A 17,954-nucleotide genomic window follows, 5' to 3' on the forward strand; every position below is an offset into this window, starting at 1 on the left:
GATCAGAATGTCAGATTAAGTCCAGCAGCAACGGTGGCGAAGTAAGGGTAATCGACTGATACACCGTTACGTTGTTCGGGATCGAAATACCCTTTGAATAAGCCCAGCTTCGAAAACGTGAGCAGATCCTGCCCGGTAAAATAGATTCTGGCTCTGGCAATTTTCAGCTTACTGAGAAGAGACGTTGGGAGAGAATAGCCTACTTGAAGATTTTTCAGTCGCATATATTGGCCGTCGAGCGCCCATCGGTCGGAGGGTAAAAAATTATGCGTTGCGTTTACGAACGGACGTGGCCAGGCAGCGTTGGGGTTTTCCGGGGTCCAGTAATCGCGGTGGATAGCCAGAGGAAAGTAGCCAGCACGTAGTACAGGGTCAAGTGAGATGGACGAGGTAAGGAAATTCCGTTTGCCTACGCCCTGAAAAAATGCGGTAAAGTCAAACCCTTGCCACTGTACCGACAAATTAGCGCCAAACAGGTAACGGGGTTGTGTTGTCCCAAGATTTACCAGATCACCGTAATCGTCTATGCTTCCTTTACCTACAGTGATTTTTTTATCGCCGTTTATATCCACATATTTTATGTCGCCCGCGCCAGTTCTACTATCCTGAAAAGCAGCAGCCTTCACCTCATCCAACGTCTGGAAATAACCGTCTGTCTGGTACCCCCAAATCGAATTTAACGGGTATCCTTCAAGCGCAGAGACGAGTCCGGAAGAAATAACCCGTCGACCTGAAAAGGAGATCAGTCGATTTTGGTTATCTGAGACATTGAGGGCTACTGAATAGGAGAGTTTTTTCCCGATCCGGTCACGGAATTTTACTTCAGTTTCCCACCCCCACGATTTCAACTTCCCATTGTTTACTCTCGGGCCTGTAATACCGAAGGTGGACGGCAACTGAATAACCGCGAGCATATCGTTGTTATACTTTACGTAATAATCAAATGTCAGTGATAGCTTGTTTTTAAACAGGCCAACATCTACCCCACCGTTTGTTGTTTCGATAGTCTCCCACGATAACTGAGAGGATGGCACCGCCAATTGAGCGTAGTAGGCGGTTTTTACTTCTGGGGAACTCAGTACTAAGTTTGTTCGCTGGGTGAGCAACGCCAGATAATCGTACAGACCAATGCCCGAAGCTGCTCCCAGTCGGCCCCACGACCCTCGGAGTTTAAACTGCGAAATAACGGGAAGAGAAAACCAGGATTCGCGGTGCAGATTCCATCCGCCAGACAAGGATGGGAAGAATTTTGTTCGTAATCCGGGGGCCAACCGCGAACTCTCATCGAACCGGAATGTAGCTTCGAAAAGGTATTTGTCGGCATAGCTGTAATTGAACCGACCGAAATAGGATTGGAAGGCGAATGTTGAAATGGTTTGGGTGCTTGTTTTAGTAGTTGGGTCTCCAAGGCCCAACGCGGGTAAATTGTTATTCACAAGTGCACTCACGCCTGACCCTATGGACTCAGATCGTTGATCCTGCCATTGGTAACCTCCCAGTAGATGAAACTTATGTTTTAGCCCAATCGAGTAATCATAATCGGCCAGAAACTGAAGATTATTGCTGTTTGAGTAGTCTTTGGTAACGGTATATCCATTGGTTGGATTGAGAGTTTGACTAATTCGGGTTCTAAACCAGGTATCCACCGAACGGACGAAAACAGCCCGGTCTCCCCGATTGAACTGTGTGCCGTAGACGGCGCGTATACTGAGCCCTTTTGCAAAGTTTGCCAACGTAGCGGTAAAAACGCCATCCAGAATATTCCGGTTATAATTGTTGTAGCCGCCTTCATTTAGAATCGCATAGATACCGCCAGCCGCGTTTGTATACCGGCCTTCTGGCGTCAATAAAGGCGTAAGATTATTATTACGGTACAGATTAAACAGTAACGCGCCATCCCCATTTGTGCCCTGAGGGGCGGCCTGTTGTTGCGTTATGGTATAATTTATCCGTGAATCGAGCGAAAGATGTTTGGTTAATTGGGTGCCAACATTAAACCGGAAATTATACCGACGATTCTGATCGGGGCCAACTTTAGCTATCCCCTGTTTATCGTACAAGCCTACGGATGCCAGAAAATTCAGCTTGTTTGTACCTCCACGAGCGGTAATATTATGCGTCTGGTTAATGGTCGATTTTCTTAAGATCTGATCAATCGTACTTTGTGTACTGAAATATTGATACTGCGTGGTATCCGTAGCGAGAATGCGGTACGGAATCTTCCCTTCTTTCAATATCTGAATCATCTCATCGGTAAAGCCTGGCGCTGTACCTGAGTTTTTCCGAGCAAGATTGTTGTAGTCAAGTTCTTCCCATGTTTCGAGCTTCTTAGGTATGTTGATGGCCCAGTCCACACCCACGATAGACGAATACTCAAAAACGGTCTTACCTTCTTTTCCTTTCTTGGTCGTAACCAGAATTACGCCACCAGCCGCCTGAGCCCCATAAATGGCAGCAGCAGCCGCATCTTTCAGTACACTTATATTTTCAATATCATTGGGGTTGAGGGTTTCAAGTGCCACGCCCGGACTGATTACCCCATCAACAACGACAAGCGGAGCCACATTACCATTGGCAGAACTTGCTCCCCGAACCTGAATATCGATCCCCTCGCTTCCTGGCTGGCCCGTCTGACGTGTTATGGATAACCCAGGTGAAAGTCCCTGAAGGGCCAATGCTACGTTAGAGACAGGCCTGTTTTCAATTTCTTTCGCACTAATTGTGGAAACTGCCCCCGTGAGACTTTCTTTTTTCTGAGTGCCATACCCTACAACCACCACATCGGTTAATTGCTGCGTATCTTGTTGCAGCGTTACCGTTAGTACCGATCGATTTCCTATTTTCTCTTCCTGAAAAATATACCCAATAAAGCTTACTACGATTGTTGCATTCGACGTAACGTCTATTCTGAAATTGCCATTTGCATCTGTCGTAGCTCCGTTAGTGGTTCCCTTTTCTGCAATCGTTGCCCCAATAAGTGGCTGCCCATCTTCTTTAGAAACGACTTTCCCGGTAATCTTCACCTTCTGTTGCTGTTGGGCCTGCGCGTTGAGGCAAAGCAACAGGCTGGTCAGGGTACAGTAAAGAAACAGTACCCATTTTTGGTATACGATTTGTCTCATGTTGAATTGATTAGTACGGTTTAGTATAAGAGTTTCAGGTAAGGCAAGGACATAATTCGACCACTCACATGCGCTAGGTATGTTTCAGGTTTATTCATCATGAATGGCTACGTTGAGCAGCTAAGCTGTCAATCCTGTATGATAATCATAGCTTCGATATTGAGCTAGTTGGCAAGTTCAGCAATCGTTTGGGCATGGTGTCCCACACCTAACGCCAAGTAATGCGTTGTCGTTAATCCATCGCTGTGAAAATGTGCGAACGTCCGGGTTGAAAAGCTTCTCGTATTGGTATTGTCAGTTGGCAGGATAAGGCCTTCAACAGCTTGACCCTCTGGGATTATAACGTAGATTTATCCATCAAATGTAGAGCTGATAGGTAACATTGTGATTGGCCCCTCCCTAATCATCAATTCGACACCCTTATCAATACCTGATTTCCCTCGATGCTTGGTTGGGCTCCTAAAAACAGCTTTCCTCCGGGCAGTTGCTACGTTGAGAGGACTAGTGTGACCTATCAGCACATTCTTCCCCTTACAATCGACGGGATGGAACTCCGGAACGCTACCGTATATCCTTATACGTTCCATGATCAACATGGCAAAGCAGGTTTTCAAATTAGACTCCGTATCAATTGAAATTCCTGGACCAGTAAGCAGTGAATTTTCCTCAATAAAGTTGGACAGGATCGTTTGCGCCTTGCAGTCTGGAGGCACTTCATAACAACAGACAAGTCCGTCCAGTTTTTTGTTGACAATTAATTTCTCCAAATCAACGGTTTCTCTGGTCCCCGTTTTCAGATCATGCAATACCACTGCGATTCGACAGTAATTCTCGATTTGGGCATCCGTCTGCGGATCATCAAATAAAGTACCGATAATCAAGTCAGGCATTTTCTTCTCTATTCGAACTACGTAACCCGCGAATTCGCTCCATGAGCAAATGTCATCATTGAAGCGTTGTATAGAGGTAGTATCAGGCGAATAATACATCGCGTTGTCCGGTTGCAATGCCACTAGAACGACTGGGATGTTTATGTGCCTGATCGCTGCCTCAGACGTACTAATGGAAGTATATGTGTTCTTTTTACAAAATATAAGATCCAAGTTGGCTGCATTTAATTTCGGAATGAGGATATACGCCTTATGAACACCATCGATGTGGCCAAAATTGACAATGTCAACCAGAGAACCCGTTTCTATTTTTTGGATGAAGGCTACTTTTTTGTGTTGCATTTCCTCCGACGAACCAGCAAACTGACGCCAGCACTTAGAATAACCTGCCCCAAATAAGCCGACTTTTCGCATCTCAATGATGGGCTTTCTTTTTACCTGACTCACGTTTGGTATAGGATCTAGCATCAGTTCCTTTATTAAAGTCTTAACGCACTAAGTATGATTGAGGCAAAAAAATAGCGTTTTTTCGTTGATGTTGCTTTGAAAAGGCTAAGAGAATACTAACACATATCAGCTATAGCACTTCATGGCAGTACTAGGATTTCTTATCCTGGTTAATGTTTATAATTCGGCGATGCAGTAACCTTTTTTACGTGTCTACCATAAGCATAAGTGGCTTCACCTATAATAAATTGACACCTGAAGGATTGCACTTGCGACAAGTTAGTTATTAACCATCAAGTTCATAAGTAATCAGGTACGACTTATAAGCCTTTTAAGATTTTCAGTTACTTATTTTTGGGTAGAAATTTAAGCATTCAACAAAGAAAGCATCTGGTTGCCCAAAAAGATACAATGCCGATTCAGGCAAGCGCTTTTCAATTCGAAATAATAGCCTTGTAGAATGCCAATCACCTAGCTAATACAATTGATTATCAAGAATATAAGTTAGTACTTATAACTATTACCCTTAACGCACTAACTTAATTCGATTCAAATGTAAATACCTAAAATCTAAAAAGCAATATTTTATAAAAATTCTTGAAAAAAGTAAACCTTGACTATCCGCTCTTATTCTGATCTAGGGTGAACCGCACGTGCTTTCTATAACTTCCTTATTTTTAAATCCATATACATTACATAGTTGGATAATCACTTTAGTAAATCGACAAGGTTTTAAACACCAGACAATTTACAGATTCAGTAAGAGTTTGAACAAATAAGAGGATATCACTCGGTACCAAGTACGCACCTACAGATTGATCGTACGTATCAAGTTATTTACATCTCTTTACACAATAACTTTAGAACTTGAAAATTAAGTTTTGTCCAAATCTGGTATTCGCTGTAATATCAACTGGATATTAGCTAAAAAACAACCAACTCACAGAAGAAGATACGGTACATTCGTAGTCCTTCACTGTCCGACGAAAAAAGTTGGTCCACACAACCGTTCGTTCCACAACCCAACCTTAGCCACTGTCACAAAACCAAGAGCCGATTCAGGTCGAGTGGTTTTCTCAAAAGCAACATCCCACTCTCCTAAAGCCGTTGCAAAAACACCGTTATACGCTTGAATCCCATAGACTTTTCTCAGACGATCCCCAATGTAGAGAATATCCCTGACCAACGAAAGGCTTGCTGGGCCATCGGCCAGATGAGCTGCATGGACTTTAGCCGCCCAGAGTCGTACGCCACTATCCACCACCAATTGGCGTTTACGTCTATTTACTTTCTTATTGGCATCAAGACCCCGCTCTTAAAAAATCACAGGTCAAAATTTAACTATCTGACTGTCAATACTCAAAATGGAAAGCAAACTCTCTCGATCTTCTCCCAGAAGATCCACTTGATTGAGTTCTGGGTTCCCCGATCTAAAATACCATCGGTTTTCCATTTGACAAAGTAGTAGTAAACTGCTTGCTAGTTGGGTCACGGTTGGTTACACCATTGTAAACTAGTTCGAAGCATGAACAAAAAAGCGTGTCTATGACCACTCGAAGGTCGTGCTTTCGCTTGCCTTTGTAAAAAAGGGAGAATTGCACCCACTGGGAGTCGGTCAGTTTTGAGAACTGTTTAGTCACTACTTTGCATTTTGGTCGATACAAAGGTGACACGGCACTCAGCTTTTAGCAATTCCCCAACACACTCTTAATGATACTATGTAATGTTTTAAGTCCTGATTTATTGTTAAAATCATACTCCTCTTCTTCAATAAGCATACATTCTCTATCAGATAAAGGCCAAACCTCAGTAACTAAAAGGATTACATCGTGTAGTTAACGAGTTACTTTTAAAGAAAATACGCATTAATGAAAACAGTCAATGAAAACCTCCAATTATTTTCAGTTAGGACATATCGAAGCCCTAATAAAGCCAATTGACGATGCAGGATGGCAGGAGGCCTATCTACCTTCCCTGACAAAAACCATTAATTGATGTGTTAACACTCGTATTCATGCTTTTGAATAGATAATCGAAATCTGTCCTACTACAGGAATAGTTTAGGCTTTCTTATTTTCTGCGATGATCTCGCCCAATGAGTTCACCAGCTTATCTAAATCTGCTAGTGTCGTATACACATGGGGCGTTACCCGAACACAGCTAATGTTTTCCCAAACTGTGGGCGACGTATTGATCTTATATTTAGCCATTAATTTTCCCTCTACTTCACCCGGCGTCATGCCCTTGATACTTACCCCACAAATGCCACAGGAAAATTGGGGTTTCAGCGAGGTCGATAAGCTAACGCCCGGCAGCTTTAGGGCTTTTTCAGCCCAGTAATTTTTCAGGTATCGCACGCGCTCTTCTTTGCGTTTACTACCGATGGCGTTATGAAAATTGATGGCTTCGTTAATGCCTTGTTCAATAGCAAAACTTCGGGTACCCAGTGTTTCAAATTTCCGAATGTCGCTGCTTTTGGGTTGGCTGTTACAGAGCAATGGCCAAATAGCAGCGATCTTTTCCTTTTTGATCCAAAGCATACCCGTACCAACCGGAGCGGATAAAAACTTGTGTAGACTAGTTCCGAAATAATCGCAGCCCAGTTCGGGTATTTTAAAGTCCAGTAGGCCAAACGAGTGGGCTCCATCGACTAGTACTTCAACGCCGTGTTTGCGGGCCATCTGGCAAATTTTCTGCACGGGCATGATTTGGCCAACCCAGTTGATGACGTGCGTTACGTGAAGGAGTTTGGTTTTGGACGTAATGGCTTTTTCGTACTCGCGGACAATCTGCTCGTCGTCTTCAATTGGGAATTTGAAACTCAGTTGCCTGTATACAATACCTTCTCGCTGGGCCCGTTGGCGCCAGGCCTGAATAACATTGGGATAATCCTGTAGGGTTCCAACCACTTCGTCACCCTTCGCCAAATCGAGTCCGTAAATGACCGTATTCAGCGCTTCAGTAGCGTTACGATTGATGGCAATCTCGTCAGATAACGTACCAGCCAGTAAAGCCAGTTTTTCACGCACCGGTTCGCGTCCCTGATCCAATAGTCGCCACATGTAGTAAGAAGGGCCCTGATTGATCAGTTGGTTGTAGCGATCCACAGCCTGCTGCACAACGAGTGGCGACGGGGAAACACCCCCATTGTTCAGAATGATAATGGAGGAGGACGAGGCTGTATAGCCCTGCTGGATGGTGTGCCAATAGTCTTCATCAGCAGCAACTTCCAGCGGGCTAAGGTGTTGTACACGTTGGTTAGCGGCCGCTAAGTCGGCTACGTACCCTGTTTCCAGAAGACCATTTACGGAAAACGTACTCCCAGCGACAGCTAGTTTTTTAACGAAATTGCGACGATTATGCGCCATACTTACACGTATTTGTCAGTTTATAAACTATCCCACCAGTTCTTAACAGCCTGCGTATCGCCACCAATGTTGTTAGCAGCTGTAGCGCTGTTAGTGGCGTTACTGGTCCGGCTTGCACTTGGATATTTCAATCGTTTGGGTACGTCTTTTACATCCGGGTCCAGACTTCCCGAGGCTGGATCGATGAACAGAATTTCACCATTCGGTTTTTTAATGTCTAACCGCAATCGTTCCATCCAGGCTTGCAGCCCCTGCATGTAGAGTGCCAGCCATTTTTGCGTACCAATCACGTTTTTAAAGGTACCTGCTTTATACGGTACGTTCTCCAGATAGGTTGCGACCGTTTTTGCATCAGTGACACCCCACTGGGTCATTGAGGCTGTTACAGCGGCTTTGTACAAATCCTCTGGCGTTTCAGTACCCACATTCATACCACGGGCAGCGGCTTCGGCTTTGGCAAAAGCAACTTCTGCATACGTAATCAGATAGCCTTTGGCCGAACCGCTGTAAGCAATCACGCCCGGTTTGGATAAACCGATCATTGTCGGCGAATTGGCTTCCGTACCGTAGATTTTACCAACGTATTTACCATTCGTTTCGTCGGGACGGGCGTAAATGGGTAATCGGGGATCGTTGGTTGCCCTCATGTAATCAACCAACGTAGCAGTCACAGCAAATTCAACCAATGGTCTTTCTACGTCGTTGTATGGAAAGCGGCTGGTTGTCGCCGTCAGGTTATAGGGAAAGAAGGCGTCCTGGCTAACGCTGGTTAACGTATTCTTCACCGCTTCTTCGATTATGGCTTTGGCTTCTGCTGGCTGAACGTCAGCGGTTCTCAACGCCATACGGATACGTAGTGCATTACCAATCCGGACCCACTGTTTGGCATCACCATTGGCAATAATGTCACCCCTAATCTGACCTGCGGTGGAGTTCTGCAGAATATCAACCTGCTTTTTCAACGAAGCCAACAGACCGGCATATACATCTTTGCCTTTGTCAAAAGCTGGCTGTGGAATGTCATCCCCTTTGAGCGCCTGTGAATACGGAATATCGATATAAGCGTCGGTCAGGACGTGAAACAGCCAGGCTTTCATTATTTCGGCCACCGCCAGTACGTGCGGATTAACTTCTGTCGGATGCCTATTGTAGTAATTTTGAATCTCCTGAAGATCCATCAGCGGCCCGGCGTAGAGTCCAGCCCACAAACCATCGTTGGTAAATAAGTACCGACCGTCGGATGTTTTATCGGTACCCATCCAGAATTGCGACAGCTCCATGCCGATACGTCCGTTGAAATACGAATCGTACATCAGATCGGCCGCTCTTTTCTGGGCGGTGGCCAGCAGAAACTCCGGCTGGGTTTCGCTGGAACGAGCTGGGTTTGTATTAAGAGTTTCAAAATCTTTGCAGCCTGTAGAACCTACGAACAGGAGGGCCAGCAGAAAAATAGTGATACGTTTCATTATGATTAAGGATATGATGTTACGTGCCAGAACGGGCACTAATTAGAAAGTCACGTTTAGATTGACACCATAACTCCGGACCGGTGGTAGAGCGCCCCCTTCAAAACCAATCTGGTTGCTGATTGAATTGGTGATGTTGGCGGGGTCCACATTCGGTGCGTTACTTTTGATCAGCCAGAGGTTGCGGCCTGTCAGGGTGAGCCGTACACCCTGCATTTTGATTTTTTGCGTCCAGGTTTCCGGTAAATTCCAGCCCAGCCGAACTTCGCGCAGATAGATGAAGCTGCCATCGTATAAGTTGGCGCTACTGATCCGGTTACCACCATCAGCGTTGAAGTGCGTACGGGCTGTGACCACTACGTCGTTCGGTGAACCATCTGCTTTTACACCCGGATTGATCAGGCCATTTTCACGGATACCGTTTTCGGCGGTTTCCAGCAGCATGCCAGATTTATTACCGTATAAATTAGTATACGAAAAGAAATCACCGCCTTTCTGGAAATCGACAAGAGCAGACAGATAGAGTGCCCGGTAGCTAAACGTATTGGAAAAGCCACCGATAAAATCCGGATTAGCATCCCCAATGATCACTGGAGCCGCCGTTACGTTGTAGGTACCGTTGGCACCGACCGTTTTGTTTCCTCTGGCGTCGTAAACAAAGTCGGTACCTAGCATGGTACCCAGCGACATACCTTTCTGCGCAACCATTGACACTTTATTGGTGCGCCGTTCCGTACCGATAATAAATCGCTCGATGCCCTGGATATTGTCCGTGTTCAGGTCAAGTACCGTGTTTTTGTTTTTTGAAAAATTCAGCGCTGCTCGCCAGCTAAAATTTCGCGTAGTGATTGGTGCAACCGAGAGCGACACCTCAATGCCCTTGTTTTGGACGGTTCCGCCGTTGACAATCTTCGTTGAGAAACCACTTTCTGCGGGTACCTGTACATCCCAAATCTGATTTTTGGTCCGGCGGTCGTAATACGTGAAATTTAACCCTAGCAGTTCATTGAAAAATTTGAAGTCAACCCCACCTTCTACCTCCGACGAAAGCTCGGGTTTGAGTTTACTATTGAATAGCTTATCCGATGTGCTTTGCAGCGGGTACGTACTAAACGGTGCTACGTAGTCATAGTATCGGGAAACGTTATACGGAACGGCGTCATTGCCGACCTGTGCAAACGATAAACGCGCTTTACCCATCGTAAGCCAACTGCTCTTGGGTAATACATCCGTGAAAATAAACGAGCCAGCAATCGACGGGTAAAAATAGGAGAAGTTGCCGGTCTGTTGCAGCGTTGAGGCCCAGTCGTTCCGGCCGGTAGCGGTCAGATACAAAAACCGCTTGTAGCCTACCGTAGCGGATGCAAAAAGGGAGTTTGTCTGCCGGTTCCCATATTCGTTCGAGACGGTTGCGGGTGTTACTGAATTTTGCAGCACATACACCAGCGGATTCTGAAGGCCACCATTCGTCGTTCCGGCGTCCACCGTCGATTGAATACTCAGGATATTACCCCCCAAAACGCCTTCCAGGCTGATTTTAGAATCTAGCAAGGTCTTATTGATGTTCAGCGTAGCCTGGTAATTGGCTTCGTTGTAAACAGCTACCCGTTTGGCATACGACCCAACGAAAAAGCCTTTCGCACTTCTGACCTCATCCAGGTGATTCAAATAATCGGAAAAGACCCGCACATCGGTGGAAAGCCAATCGGTAATTTTGTACGTCAACCCCGCATTACCAAAGTAGCGATTGTTTTGATCGGTATTAAAACTTTCATACTGGTTCCAGTACGGGTTCTGCGTAAAGGCCGGTTTCTGAATATTCCAGGCGGTCCGGTTCCACGACTGCTCGGTGCCATCGGCGTATTTGTATTCTCTCAGGTACGCATCGTCAATCTGCCGCTGCCCGAACATGACGTAAAAAAGCATGGGGTTGTTCCCAAAGAAGCCCGTACCGGGTCGGCCTTTGGAATCGTCGTGAACATAATTAATACCTCCGCTGAACGTGAATTTATCGGTAAATTTATACGTAGTGTTCAGGCTCATAAAAAACCGACCGAGCTGGCTACCGGGATAAATGAAGCGCTGATTCGTCTGACCAAGCGAAAACCGGATAGAGCCCTGATCGGTGCTACTGGCAACCGACAAATTATTGGAAAAGGTAAAACCAGTTTTAAAGAAATCCTTCGCGTTGTTGGGATGGGCACTCCAGGGGGCGGTTTTTCCGAAATTAGGATTGTTTCGGTCCTGATCCCACGACCAGTAATGGCGAACGAGTGCACCATCTAATTTAGGGCCCCAGGATTCATCGGTTCCGTAGTCTGGAATCAGATCATATTTACCTTTGCCATCGTTATCATCGTACGTACCGCCACCGGGTAAAAAACCGGTCGGATTCTGATTGACGTATAACTTGGTGAATGCGGAACTACCACCCCCGCCGTACAAATTCTGAAACTTGGGTAAATAGGAAACCTGATCGACCTGCATGTTGAGATCGTAATTCACCGAAATTTTCCCGGACCCTTTCCCCGTTTTGGTCGTGATGTAAATAACGCCATTTTGTCCACGGCTACCGTAGAGGGCCGTTGCTGCGGCACCTTTCAGCACTGAAATGTTTTCAACATCATTTGGATTAATCAGTTGGGCGGGATTACCGTAATCATAGCCACCACCACCTGTACCCTGTCCACCTGTAGTGCCATACGAATTTAAGTTCATATTGGCCATCGGTACGCCATCTACGATAAACAAAGCATTGTTGTTGCCAGAAATGGACTTTAGGCCGCGGATTGTGACCCGTGCCGAACCGCCCATAGACCCGCTATTACCGCCTATCTGTACCCCTGCCAGTTTGCCCTGTAGTGAATTGATAAAATTGACTTCTCGGGCTTCCTGAATCGCTTTGCCGTCGATTTGCTGAACCGAGTAGCCCACATTACGGGTATTCCGTTGTACGCCCAACGCAGTAACGACAACTTCACCCAAACTTTTGACATCCGGTAACAGCTTGATGATTAGCTTGGTCACGGCGGGCGATACGTCAACTTCCTGCGTTTTGAACCCGATTGATGACACAATTAAGGTTCGATCGCCAGATGGAATGGCAATGGTGAAACTACCATCCGATGCTGAATTGGTGCCAATATTTTTCCCTTTTACCAAAATATTGGCACCAGGCACCGCAACATTCGTTTCATCCACTACTTTTCCAGAAACGTCCAGAGTTTGCGCCTGAACGTCGATTATGCCAATCGATAACCCAATACCGATAAGAAAGCAACTAAGTAGATTTTTTCGCATGGTTTAGGATTATATGTTAAAAGTTTGATTGGGTAATTTTACATAAAAAAAACGCATAATGTATGCGTTTTCACCTGTTATTAAACAAAGTGACTACGTTTTAACTTTCTCGTTTTAAGGGTTTATTGTAATGGTCCAGCTTAATTAGTATAAAATTCGTTTTTTAACAACCTGAAGGGCACTTTGTGTACGAATTGCGTATGATCTGTCCAAAAATGAATCATTCAGAAAACATCCGAATAAACCAGAGCAGATTCCGATTGCTACATGTCAAGGCTTAAATCAATACGTTAAAATTAGCTCCCATACCAGAACGGTACTTTACTCAGCGCGCCCCTTTAAATCACCATCCTATGTCTCTATCTCTGGAAGCTTTCACCCTTGGCGTGGAAGAAGAATACCAGATCATCCATCCCCAAACTCGACAACTTCGCTCCCGAGCGAAGTCCATTTTGCATAAAGCCCAGCAAACGCTGGGGGATCAGGTTACTCAGGAGATGTATCTATCCCAGATTGAGATTGGCACATCGATTTGCCAAACCTTACAGCAGGTGCGACTTGAGCTACAGGTTTTGCGAGGACAGGTCATTGCTTCAGCCCAAAAATCAGATAGTCAACTGGTCGCTGCCGGTACGCACCCCTTCTCCCATTGGCAGGATCAAAAACTGACACCGACCGAACGCTACAGGGGCTTGGAAACCGACTTTCAACAGCTCACCCGGGAACAACTCATCTTTGGATGTCATATTCATGTGGGTATCCCCGATCGGGAATTGGCCATTCAGGTGATGAATCGGGTACGACCCTGGTTAAGCGCTTTAGTGGCTTTGGCTAGTAACTCGCCCTATTGGCTAGGGAACGATACGGGCTACGCCAGTTTTCGAACCGAAATCTGGGGCCGTTGGCCAACGGCGGGTATCCCCTACCATTTTGATTCACGAGCTGACTACGACCGGCTGATCGAGGAGTTAACAGCTATGGGTAGCATTGCTGACGCGTCCAAAATCTATTGGGACGTGCGCCCCTCTTCTCATTTTGAGACCTTGGAGTTTCGTGTCACCGATGTGTGTTTAACCATCGACGAAGCTGTTTTAATAGCAGGTCTAGTGCGGGCATTAGCGCGAACCTGTGCTTTAGAAGCCCAGACGAATAGTCCGCTACTGGCGATACGGCCTGAAATTTTGCAGGCGGTCAAATGGCAGGCGGCACGTTTCGGCTTAACCCAATCACTGATTGATCCTCGAGCGGGCCGAGCAGTTGCGGCATCAGAGGTGATTTATCAGTTGCTAAGCTACGTTCGGACTGCGCTGGAAGAATACAACGATTGGGATGAGATTTCGGGCTTAGTCGAGCAGGTCCTCAAAAGAGGAAGTGGTTCAGATCGTCAGCGAGAAGCCTTCAAACGGCGTGGTAAGCTGGAAGATGTAGTTGATTTGCTGGTGCAGGAAACGGCTATAGGAGCGGTCGTTAGCTAGTCTATTAAAAGCCCCCTCTGCCTGCTGACTTTGATTCCCAAGCCTACTCATTCTCCAATAGGCCGGTGTTGCTGAAAATAACCCCGATAAAGAGGAATCTAGGTTATTGTATTACTAAAATTTCGCCAACGTATCCGCTTTCAACACAATACCAACAAAAAGCACTGACGGTATTATCGTCAGTGCTAACATGCTCATTAATTAATAAACGCGCTTTCAGCCCATTCATTATTTACCTTGAAACGTAGCGCTGATTATTTATCACTTTTTTTCGGGGTCTGCCCAGCGTTTGGTTCCAGCATTTTATCCGTAAGCTCCTCGCCAAATTCGCGCTGCAACGTACCGAGTTCTTTATCCGAGCGAGCATCACTCTGGTCTGGATTGCGGATCGTACCCGCCGGCAGTTTATGTTTCTTTTCGAGATTGCCGACCTGAATATCTGATCGGTCTTTGCGTAGCTTGCTCATACAGTTTAGGTTAGCTTGATGCCTTGATTCCTATAAGCAGGCAAACCAGTATTTGTTTCGTTCATTCTATTAAAACACGTAAATGGAACGTATCAGTTACAACGTATTATCGCTGGTAGCCAGACGGTTATTGACCAGATGGGCTTAGCGATTACCCGATCTTTGGGCATACCCACCGGTGGTGTTGCCCCTAGAGATTATCTAACGAAAAACGGCCCCGATGAGCGATTGCAGGACTATGGACTCTCGGAACGTACCTCGTCAAAATATCCCCCCGAACGCGAATTAATTTCCAGCAATCCGATGATTTTCGGCAACGTAACAGGAGGCATGAAACTTACACTTGATATCTGTGTACATGGAAAAAAACCTATTTGATCGACGTGTGTTAACCAACGCGCTGCTTAATTCATATACGATTTAGCATTAACGTAGCAAATTGTATATGAATTAACACACCCCATACTATTACAACTAAAACATACAACCTACTAGAAATACGTATAAATCATATTATTTAAGCTTATTTCAAAAAACAATCACGCTACCCACTCAGTTTATAATACAAATAAAATATAACGTTATGAAAATTGCTGTTAAAGAAGGGCAAGAGAAATCACTTCTGGCCGATGGTCGCCAGCTAGTTACTATTACCCATATTGACGAGGGTAAAAGCGAATATAAAGACATTCCCTTTTTTGCTGTACGCTTTGAAAACGATGAGGGGTATGTATCGCACCGATTCTATCAATCGCAGGCGGGTATGCCAGCCATTATTAGTCTGTTCGAAGAAGTGGGAATACCTGTTGAGTCTGGGAAGGATTTGGATACTAAACAACTACTAGGTAAACAGCTTACCATTGAGGTAGGCGAACGATCGTATACTGATCCGGAAACTCAGAACGAACGTACGCTTAAACAGGCTGTCAATTTCCTGGTCAGTTAAGTTGACTGACTGATAGTCTATCGGTTCGTCCGGTCATTACGTTGGTGATGCCGGACGAACCGATTTTTGTTTATCCAGATCGACACTTCTCTCCTATTCCTAGGCCTCGCTGCTCAACGTATAATTTTGAATTGTGTTTGTTGCTACAACCGCCTGGCTAACCCAGTCTTAGCTAATCGAAGCGCGGGTGTAGCCCGTGATTGGTAATTAAGATAAAATTCACCACCTGATTCCGCCAGAGGCTAACCAGATGATTTCGAGATAGATTGGCCACTCTATTTTTCTTCTCATCAGCGAGTTATCTTCATTTTCCCTGTGATGAGAGGGTGATCAATTGGCAACGGAATCAGGTGGTCTGTGGCAGCGAAACTTCCAGCTATCACCAAGAATTTATTCTTCTTGAAAAAGTTAGTACATTTTAAAAATGTGTTTGGGAATTATCTTTTTGGATTAGGCTGGATTCGCTGAAGCATAATCTGAATATTAGCTAAATACAGCTCACTTACCGAAGATAATAGCGTGTACTCGTAATCTTTGACAATCCGACGGAAGTAATTTGTCCAGACAATGGTTCGCGTTTGGCAACAGACACAAACCCTTCAGCCGATTCAGGGAGCGAGGCCTTCTCAAACTGGGTCGCCGGAGCGATCAATGCTCCAATCACTAATGCTTTGGCAAAAACACCATTATATGACTGATCGCCATATACTTTTTCTAGGCGCTCACCCTCTCGCCAAAGCAGATACCCAATCAGCGAAACCGCTGCTGGTCCGTCGGCTTGATCGGCTGAGTGAACCACAGCTACCTAGAGTCGACTTTGCGTGTCAACGACAAGTTGGCGTTTACCAACATTGACGCGCTCAAAGAGCATCAGGGCTCATTTAACGCTCTAGGTATCAATAAACAATGTGAGAGGAAAGCTTCTCTGTCAATTTCCTTACGATCTAATTGATTCAAAGCTAGGTTGATTCGTTCAAACGTGCCATCTTAACTCCATAGTAGTAAACGACCTGCCAATTGGGCCATCTAACTATGGGACTTCCTAGAAAATGTATCAAGCAAGCATTGTAATACGAAACAGAGTTAAAGATAGCGTGACCATAAATATCTCGGCATATATTGTAAATACGAACTTAAAATGTGAATCAAGAGTAGAAAGCAAGGACGTACAAGCCAGCCGCTAAACGGCCTAAACAATGTAGCCAAACTCCTTTTTCGGAGCGGATGCGACTGCCGTCCTGCAAATCAACCCGGTTAATGAGCCATTTGAACAGACTTTCCACCGGCTGGCCCATGCTACTCACGTAACGCCAATACAGCTTCTCAGCCGCATCCAGTCGACGCTGGCCTTTAGCTTTTTTGACCGGTGTCCATAAAACTCACCTGCTGTTGGCTAACCAACTCAGCCGCAAAGGGCGCACTAGCATAGGCCTTCTCACCCACCAAAGCCACCGACTCAAGAGCCGCTACCGGCACCCGAAGCGCCGTTAAGTCGTTAACCGAGGCTGCCCTCAGGTGCAGCCGCTGGGGGAGTGGCAGTCGGCCTAAGCGGTCGGTAGCCAGCATATGCCACTTCAGACCGTGATAAAACAGCTTTTTAGTAGCGCAGTAGCCTTTATCGGCTAGGCCCAAGGCTACGGTAGCCGAAGCAGGTTGGCGCGAGAGAATAATGGGTACTGAATCGGTTAAAACTACGTCAGCCAGCAAATCAGAACGGGTTTGCAAGTGCTGGCTAAGAGCATCAAGTAGGGATTCAAAGTGCCAACTGATTTGGTTAAGGCGGTAGTTGACGGCCTGATAGGACGGCAGTTGGGGAAACCAGTCGGCCCAGTGCTCAACGATGTAATCATAGGTGAGCCGCAAGCTGAATCGGTGCTTTAGCAAGCCGAAAAGGTAGATGGTCATCAGTTCCTGATCAGTAAAAGTAGGGCAATAATTATTGCTCTGTCGTTGGAAATGCAGGGCCGGATGCGTAGCATAGTGTCGGCAAACGTAGTCGTAGAGGGCAATGAGTTGTAGTTGTAGCATTATACAAACTTATCACTCACGCTACGTTTGTCGTTTTCAACCCTTGATTCACATGAATAGTTAACAAGTATAAAGAATCCGCTCTATAATTGAAATAATTAAAATCCGACCTAGTTCTGGATCATATGCATGAACATCTTTGCCGTCTGAGTTGGGAGCGATTTTTGAGATAATTTTATAGAGATAAGGTTTGGGTTTCTCTGATTTTACCCTCTTTTTTCAGATGATGTTTCTTAGCTTTATCTGTCCAGTAAAAAGTAGCAAGTCCAGTTGCACCGTTCGATTGGGTTTATAACACCCCAGCAAAAATGGGAGAATGCACAGGTAGTTTACGACACAACCTTTTCAGAAAATCTGTCCAGTTAATAGGCTCTTACGCACTTTGTGTGGTTGAATATCGATAGAGGACTCGCTGTCGTAATAAATCTAATTTGGCTCTACCATA

12 protein-coding genes are annotated in these 17,954 nt (G+C 45.5%); 3 read left to right on the forward strand and 9 right to left on the reverse strand.

The window, feature by feature from the left end; genetic code table 11:
• Positions 1–2: 2 nt before the first annotated feature.
• The 6 genes from ACYVD4_RS09290 to ACYVD4_RS09315 form a co-directional block, all read right to left on the reverse strand.
• Positions 3–3,122 (reverse strand): SusC/RagA family TonB-linked outer membrane protein, encoded by a 3,120-nt coding sequence (locus ACYVD4_RS09290; protein WP_460944705.1) that lies wholly within the window; start codon positions 3,120–3,122, stop codon positions 3–5.
• Between the two features lie 350 nt (positions 3,123–3,472).
• On the reverse strand, positions 3,473–4,480 hold the full coding sequence (locus tag ACYVD4_RS09295) for a hypothetical protein (protein ID WP_460944708.1): 1,008 nt from the start codon (positions 4,478–4,480) through the stop codon (positions 3,473–3,475).
• Positions 4,481–5,432: 952 nt separating this feature from the next.
• Positions 5,433–5,720: a hypothetical protein gene (locus ACYVD4_RS09300; RefSeq protein WP_460944710.1), complete on the reverse strand. Its 288-nt coding sequence runs from the start codon at positions 5,718–5,720 to the stop codon at positions 5,433–5,435.
• Between the two features lie 799 nt (positions 5,721–6,519).
• Entirely contained in the window at positions 6,520–7,827 is a 1,308-nt protein-coding gene (locus ACYVD4_RS09305; protein WP_460944712.1) for an aminotransferase class V-fold PLP-dependent enzyme, read from the reverse strand.
• A gap of 20 nt (positions 7,828–7,847) precedes the next feature.
• Positions 7,848–9,293, reverse strand: a complete 1,446-nt coding sequence (locus ACYVD4_RS09310) for a SusD/RagB family nutrient-binding outer membrane lipoprotein (RefSeq protein ID WP_460944714.1) — start codon at positions 9,291–9,293, stop codon at positions 7,848–7,850.
• Positions 9,294–9,335: 42 nt separating this feature from the next.
• Entirely contained in the window at positions 9,336–12,593 is a 3,258-nt protein-coding gene (locus ACYVD4_RS09315) for a SusC/RagA family TonB-linked outer membrane protein (RefSeq protein WP_460944716.1), read from the reverse strand.
• Positions 12,594–12,946: 353 nt separating this feature from the next.
• Between ACYVD4_RS09315 and ACYVD4_RS09320 the strand changes: the two genes are divergently transcribed.
• Positions 12,947–14,068, forward strand: a complete 1,122-nt coding sequence (locus ACYVD4_RS09320) for a carboxylate-amine ligase (protein WP_460944718.1) — start codon at positions 12,947–12,949, stop codon at positions 14,066–14,068.
• A gap of 254 nt (positions 14,069–14,322) precedes the next feature.
• On the opposite strand, the gene ACYVD4_RS09325 is transcribed toward ACYVD4_RS09320, so the two are convergent.
• Positions 14,323–14,535 carry a hypothetical protein gene (locus ACYVD4_RS09325; RefSeq protein ID WP_460944720.1) on the reverse strand — a complete coding sequence of 71 codons (213 nt, stop codon included), beginning with the start codon at positions 14,533–14,535 and terminating at the stop codon, positions 14,323–14,325.
• 108 nt (positions 14,536–14,643) lie between these two features.
• On the opposite strand from ACYVD4_RS09325, the gene ACYVD4_RS09330 reads away from it, so the two are divergent.
• On the forward strand, positions 14,644–14,913 hold the full coding sequence (locus ACYVD4_RS09330) for a YpsA SLOG family protein (RefSeq protein ID WP_460944775.1): 270 nt from the start codon (positions 14,644–14,646) through the stop codon (positions 14,911–14,913).
• Positions 14,914–15,118: 205 nt separating this feature from the next.
• Positions 15,119–15,481, forward strand: coding sequence for a hypothetical protein (locus ACYVD4_RS09335; protein WP_460944722.1), 363 nt, complete (start codon positions 15,119–15,121; stop codon positions 15,479–15,481).
• Positions 15,482–15,983: 502 nt separating this feature from the next.
• On the opposite strand, the gene ACYVD4_RS09340 is transcribed toward ACYVD4_RS09335, so the two are convergent.
• Together ACYVD4_RS09340 and ACYVD4_RS09345 are read right to left on the reverse strand one after the other, a co-directional pair.
• On the reverse strand, positions 15,984–16,280 hold the full coding sequence (locus tag ACYVD4_RS09340) for a hypothetical protein (protein ID WP_460944724.1): 297 nt from the start codon (positions 16,278–16,280) through the stop codon (positions 15,984–15,986).
• A gap of 551 nt (positions 16,281–16,831) precedes the next feature.
• On the reverse strand, positions 16,832–17,509 hold the full coding sequence (locus ACYVD4_RS09345) for a transposase family protein (protein ID WP_460944726.1): 678 nt from the start codon (positions 17,507–17,509) through the stop codon (positions 16,832–16,834).
• Between the last annotated feature and the right edge of the window lie 445 nt (positions 17,510–17,954).

The organism is Spirosoma daeguense (assembly GCF_054776875.1).

Coding starts and splice junctions, on each gene's coding strand:
- ACYVD4_RS09290 (WP_460944705.1), bottom strand. CDS start 3,122: ATGAGACAAATCGTATACCAAAAATGGGTACTGTTTCTTTACTGTACC.
- ACYVD4_RS09295 (WP_460944708.1), bottom strand. CDS start 4,480: ATGCTAGATCCTATACCAAACGTGAGTCAGGTAAAAAGAAAGCCCATC.
- ACYVD4_RS09305 (WP_460944712.1), bottom strand. CDS start 7,827: ATGGCGCATAATCGTCGCAATTTCGTTAAAAAACTAGCTGTCGCTGGG.
- ACYVD4_RS09310 (WP_460944714.1), bottom strand. CDS start 9,293: ATGAAACGTATCACTATTTTTCTGCTGGCCCTCCTGTTCGTAGGTTCT.
- ACYVD4_RS09315 (WP_460944716.1), bottom strand. CDS start 12,593: ATGCGAAAAAATCTACTTAGTTGCTTTCTTATCGGTATTGGGTTATCG.
- ACYVD4_RS09320 (WP_460944718.1), top strand. CDS start 12,947: ATGTCTCTATCTCTGGAAGCTTTCACCCTTGGCGTGGAAGAAGAATAC.
- ACYVD4_RS09325 (WP_460944720.1), bottom strand. CDS start 14,535: ATGAGCAAGCTACGCAAAGACCGATCAGATATTCAGGTCGGCAATCTC.
- ACYVD4_RS09335 (WP_460944722.1), top strand. CDS start 15,119: ATGAAAATTGCTGTTAAAGAAGGGCAAGAGAAATCACTTCTGGCCGAT.
- ACYVD4_RS09345 (WP_460944726.1), bottom strand. CDS start 17,509: ATGCTACAACTACAACTCATTGCCCTCTACGACTACGTTTGCCGACAC.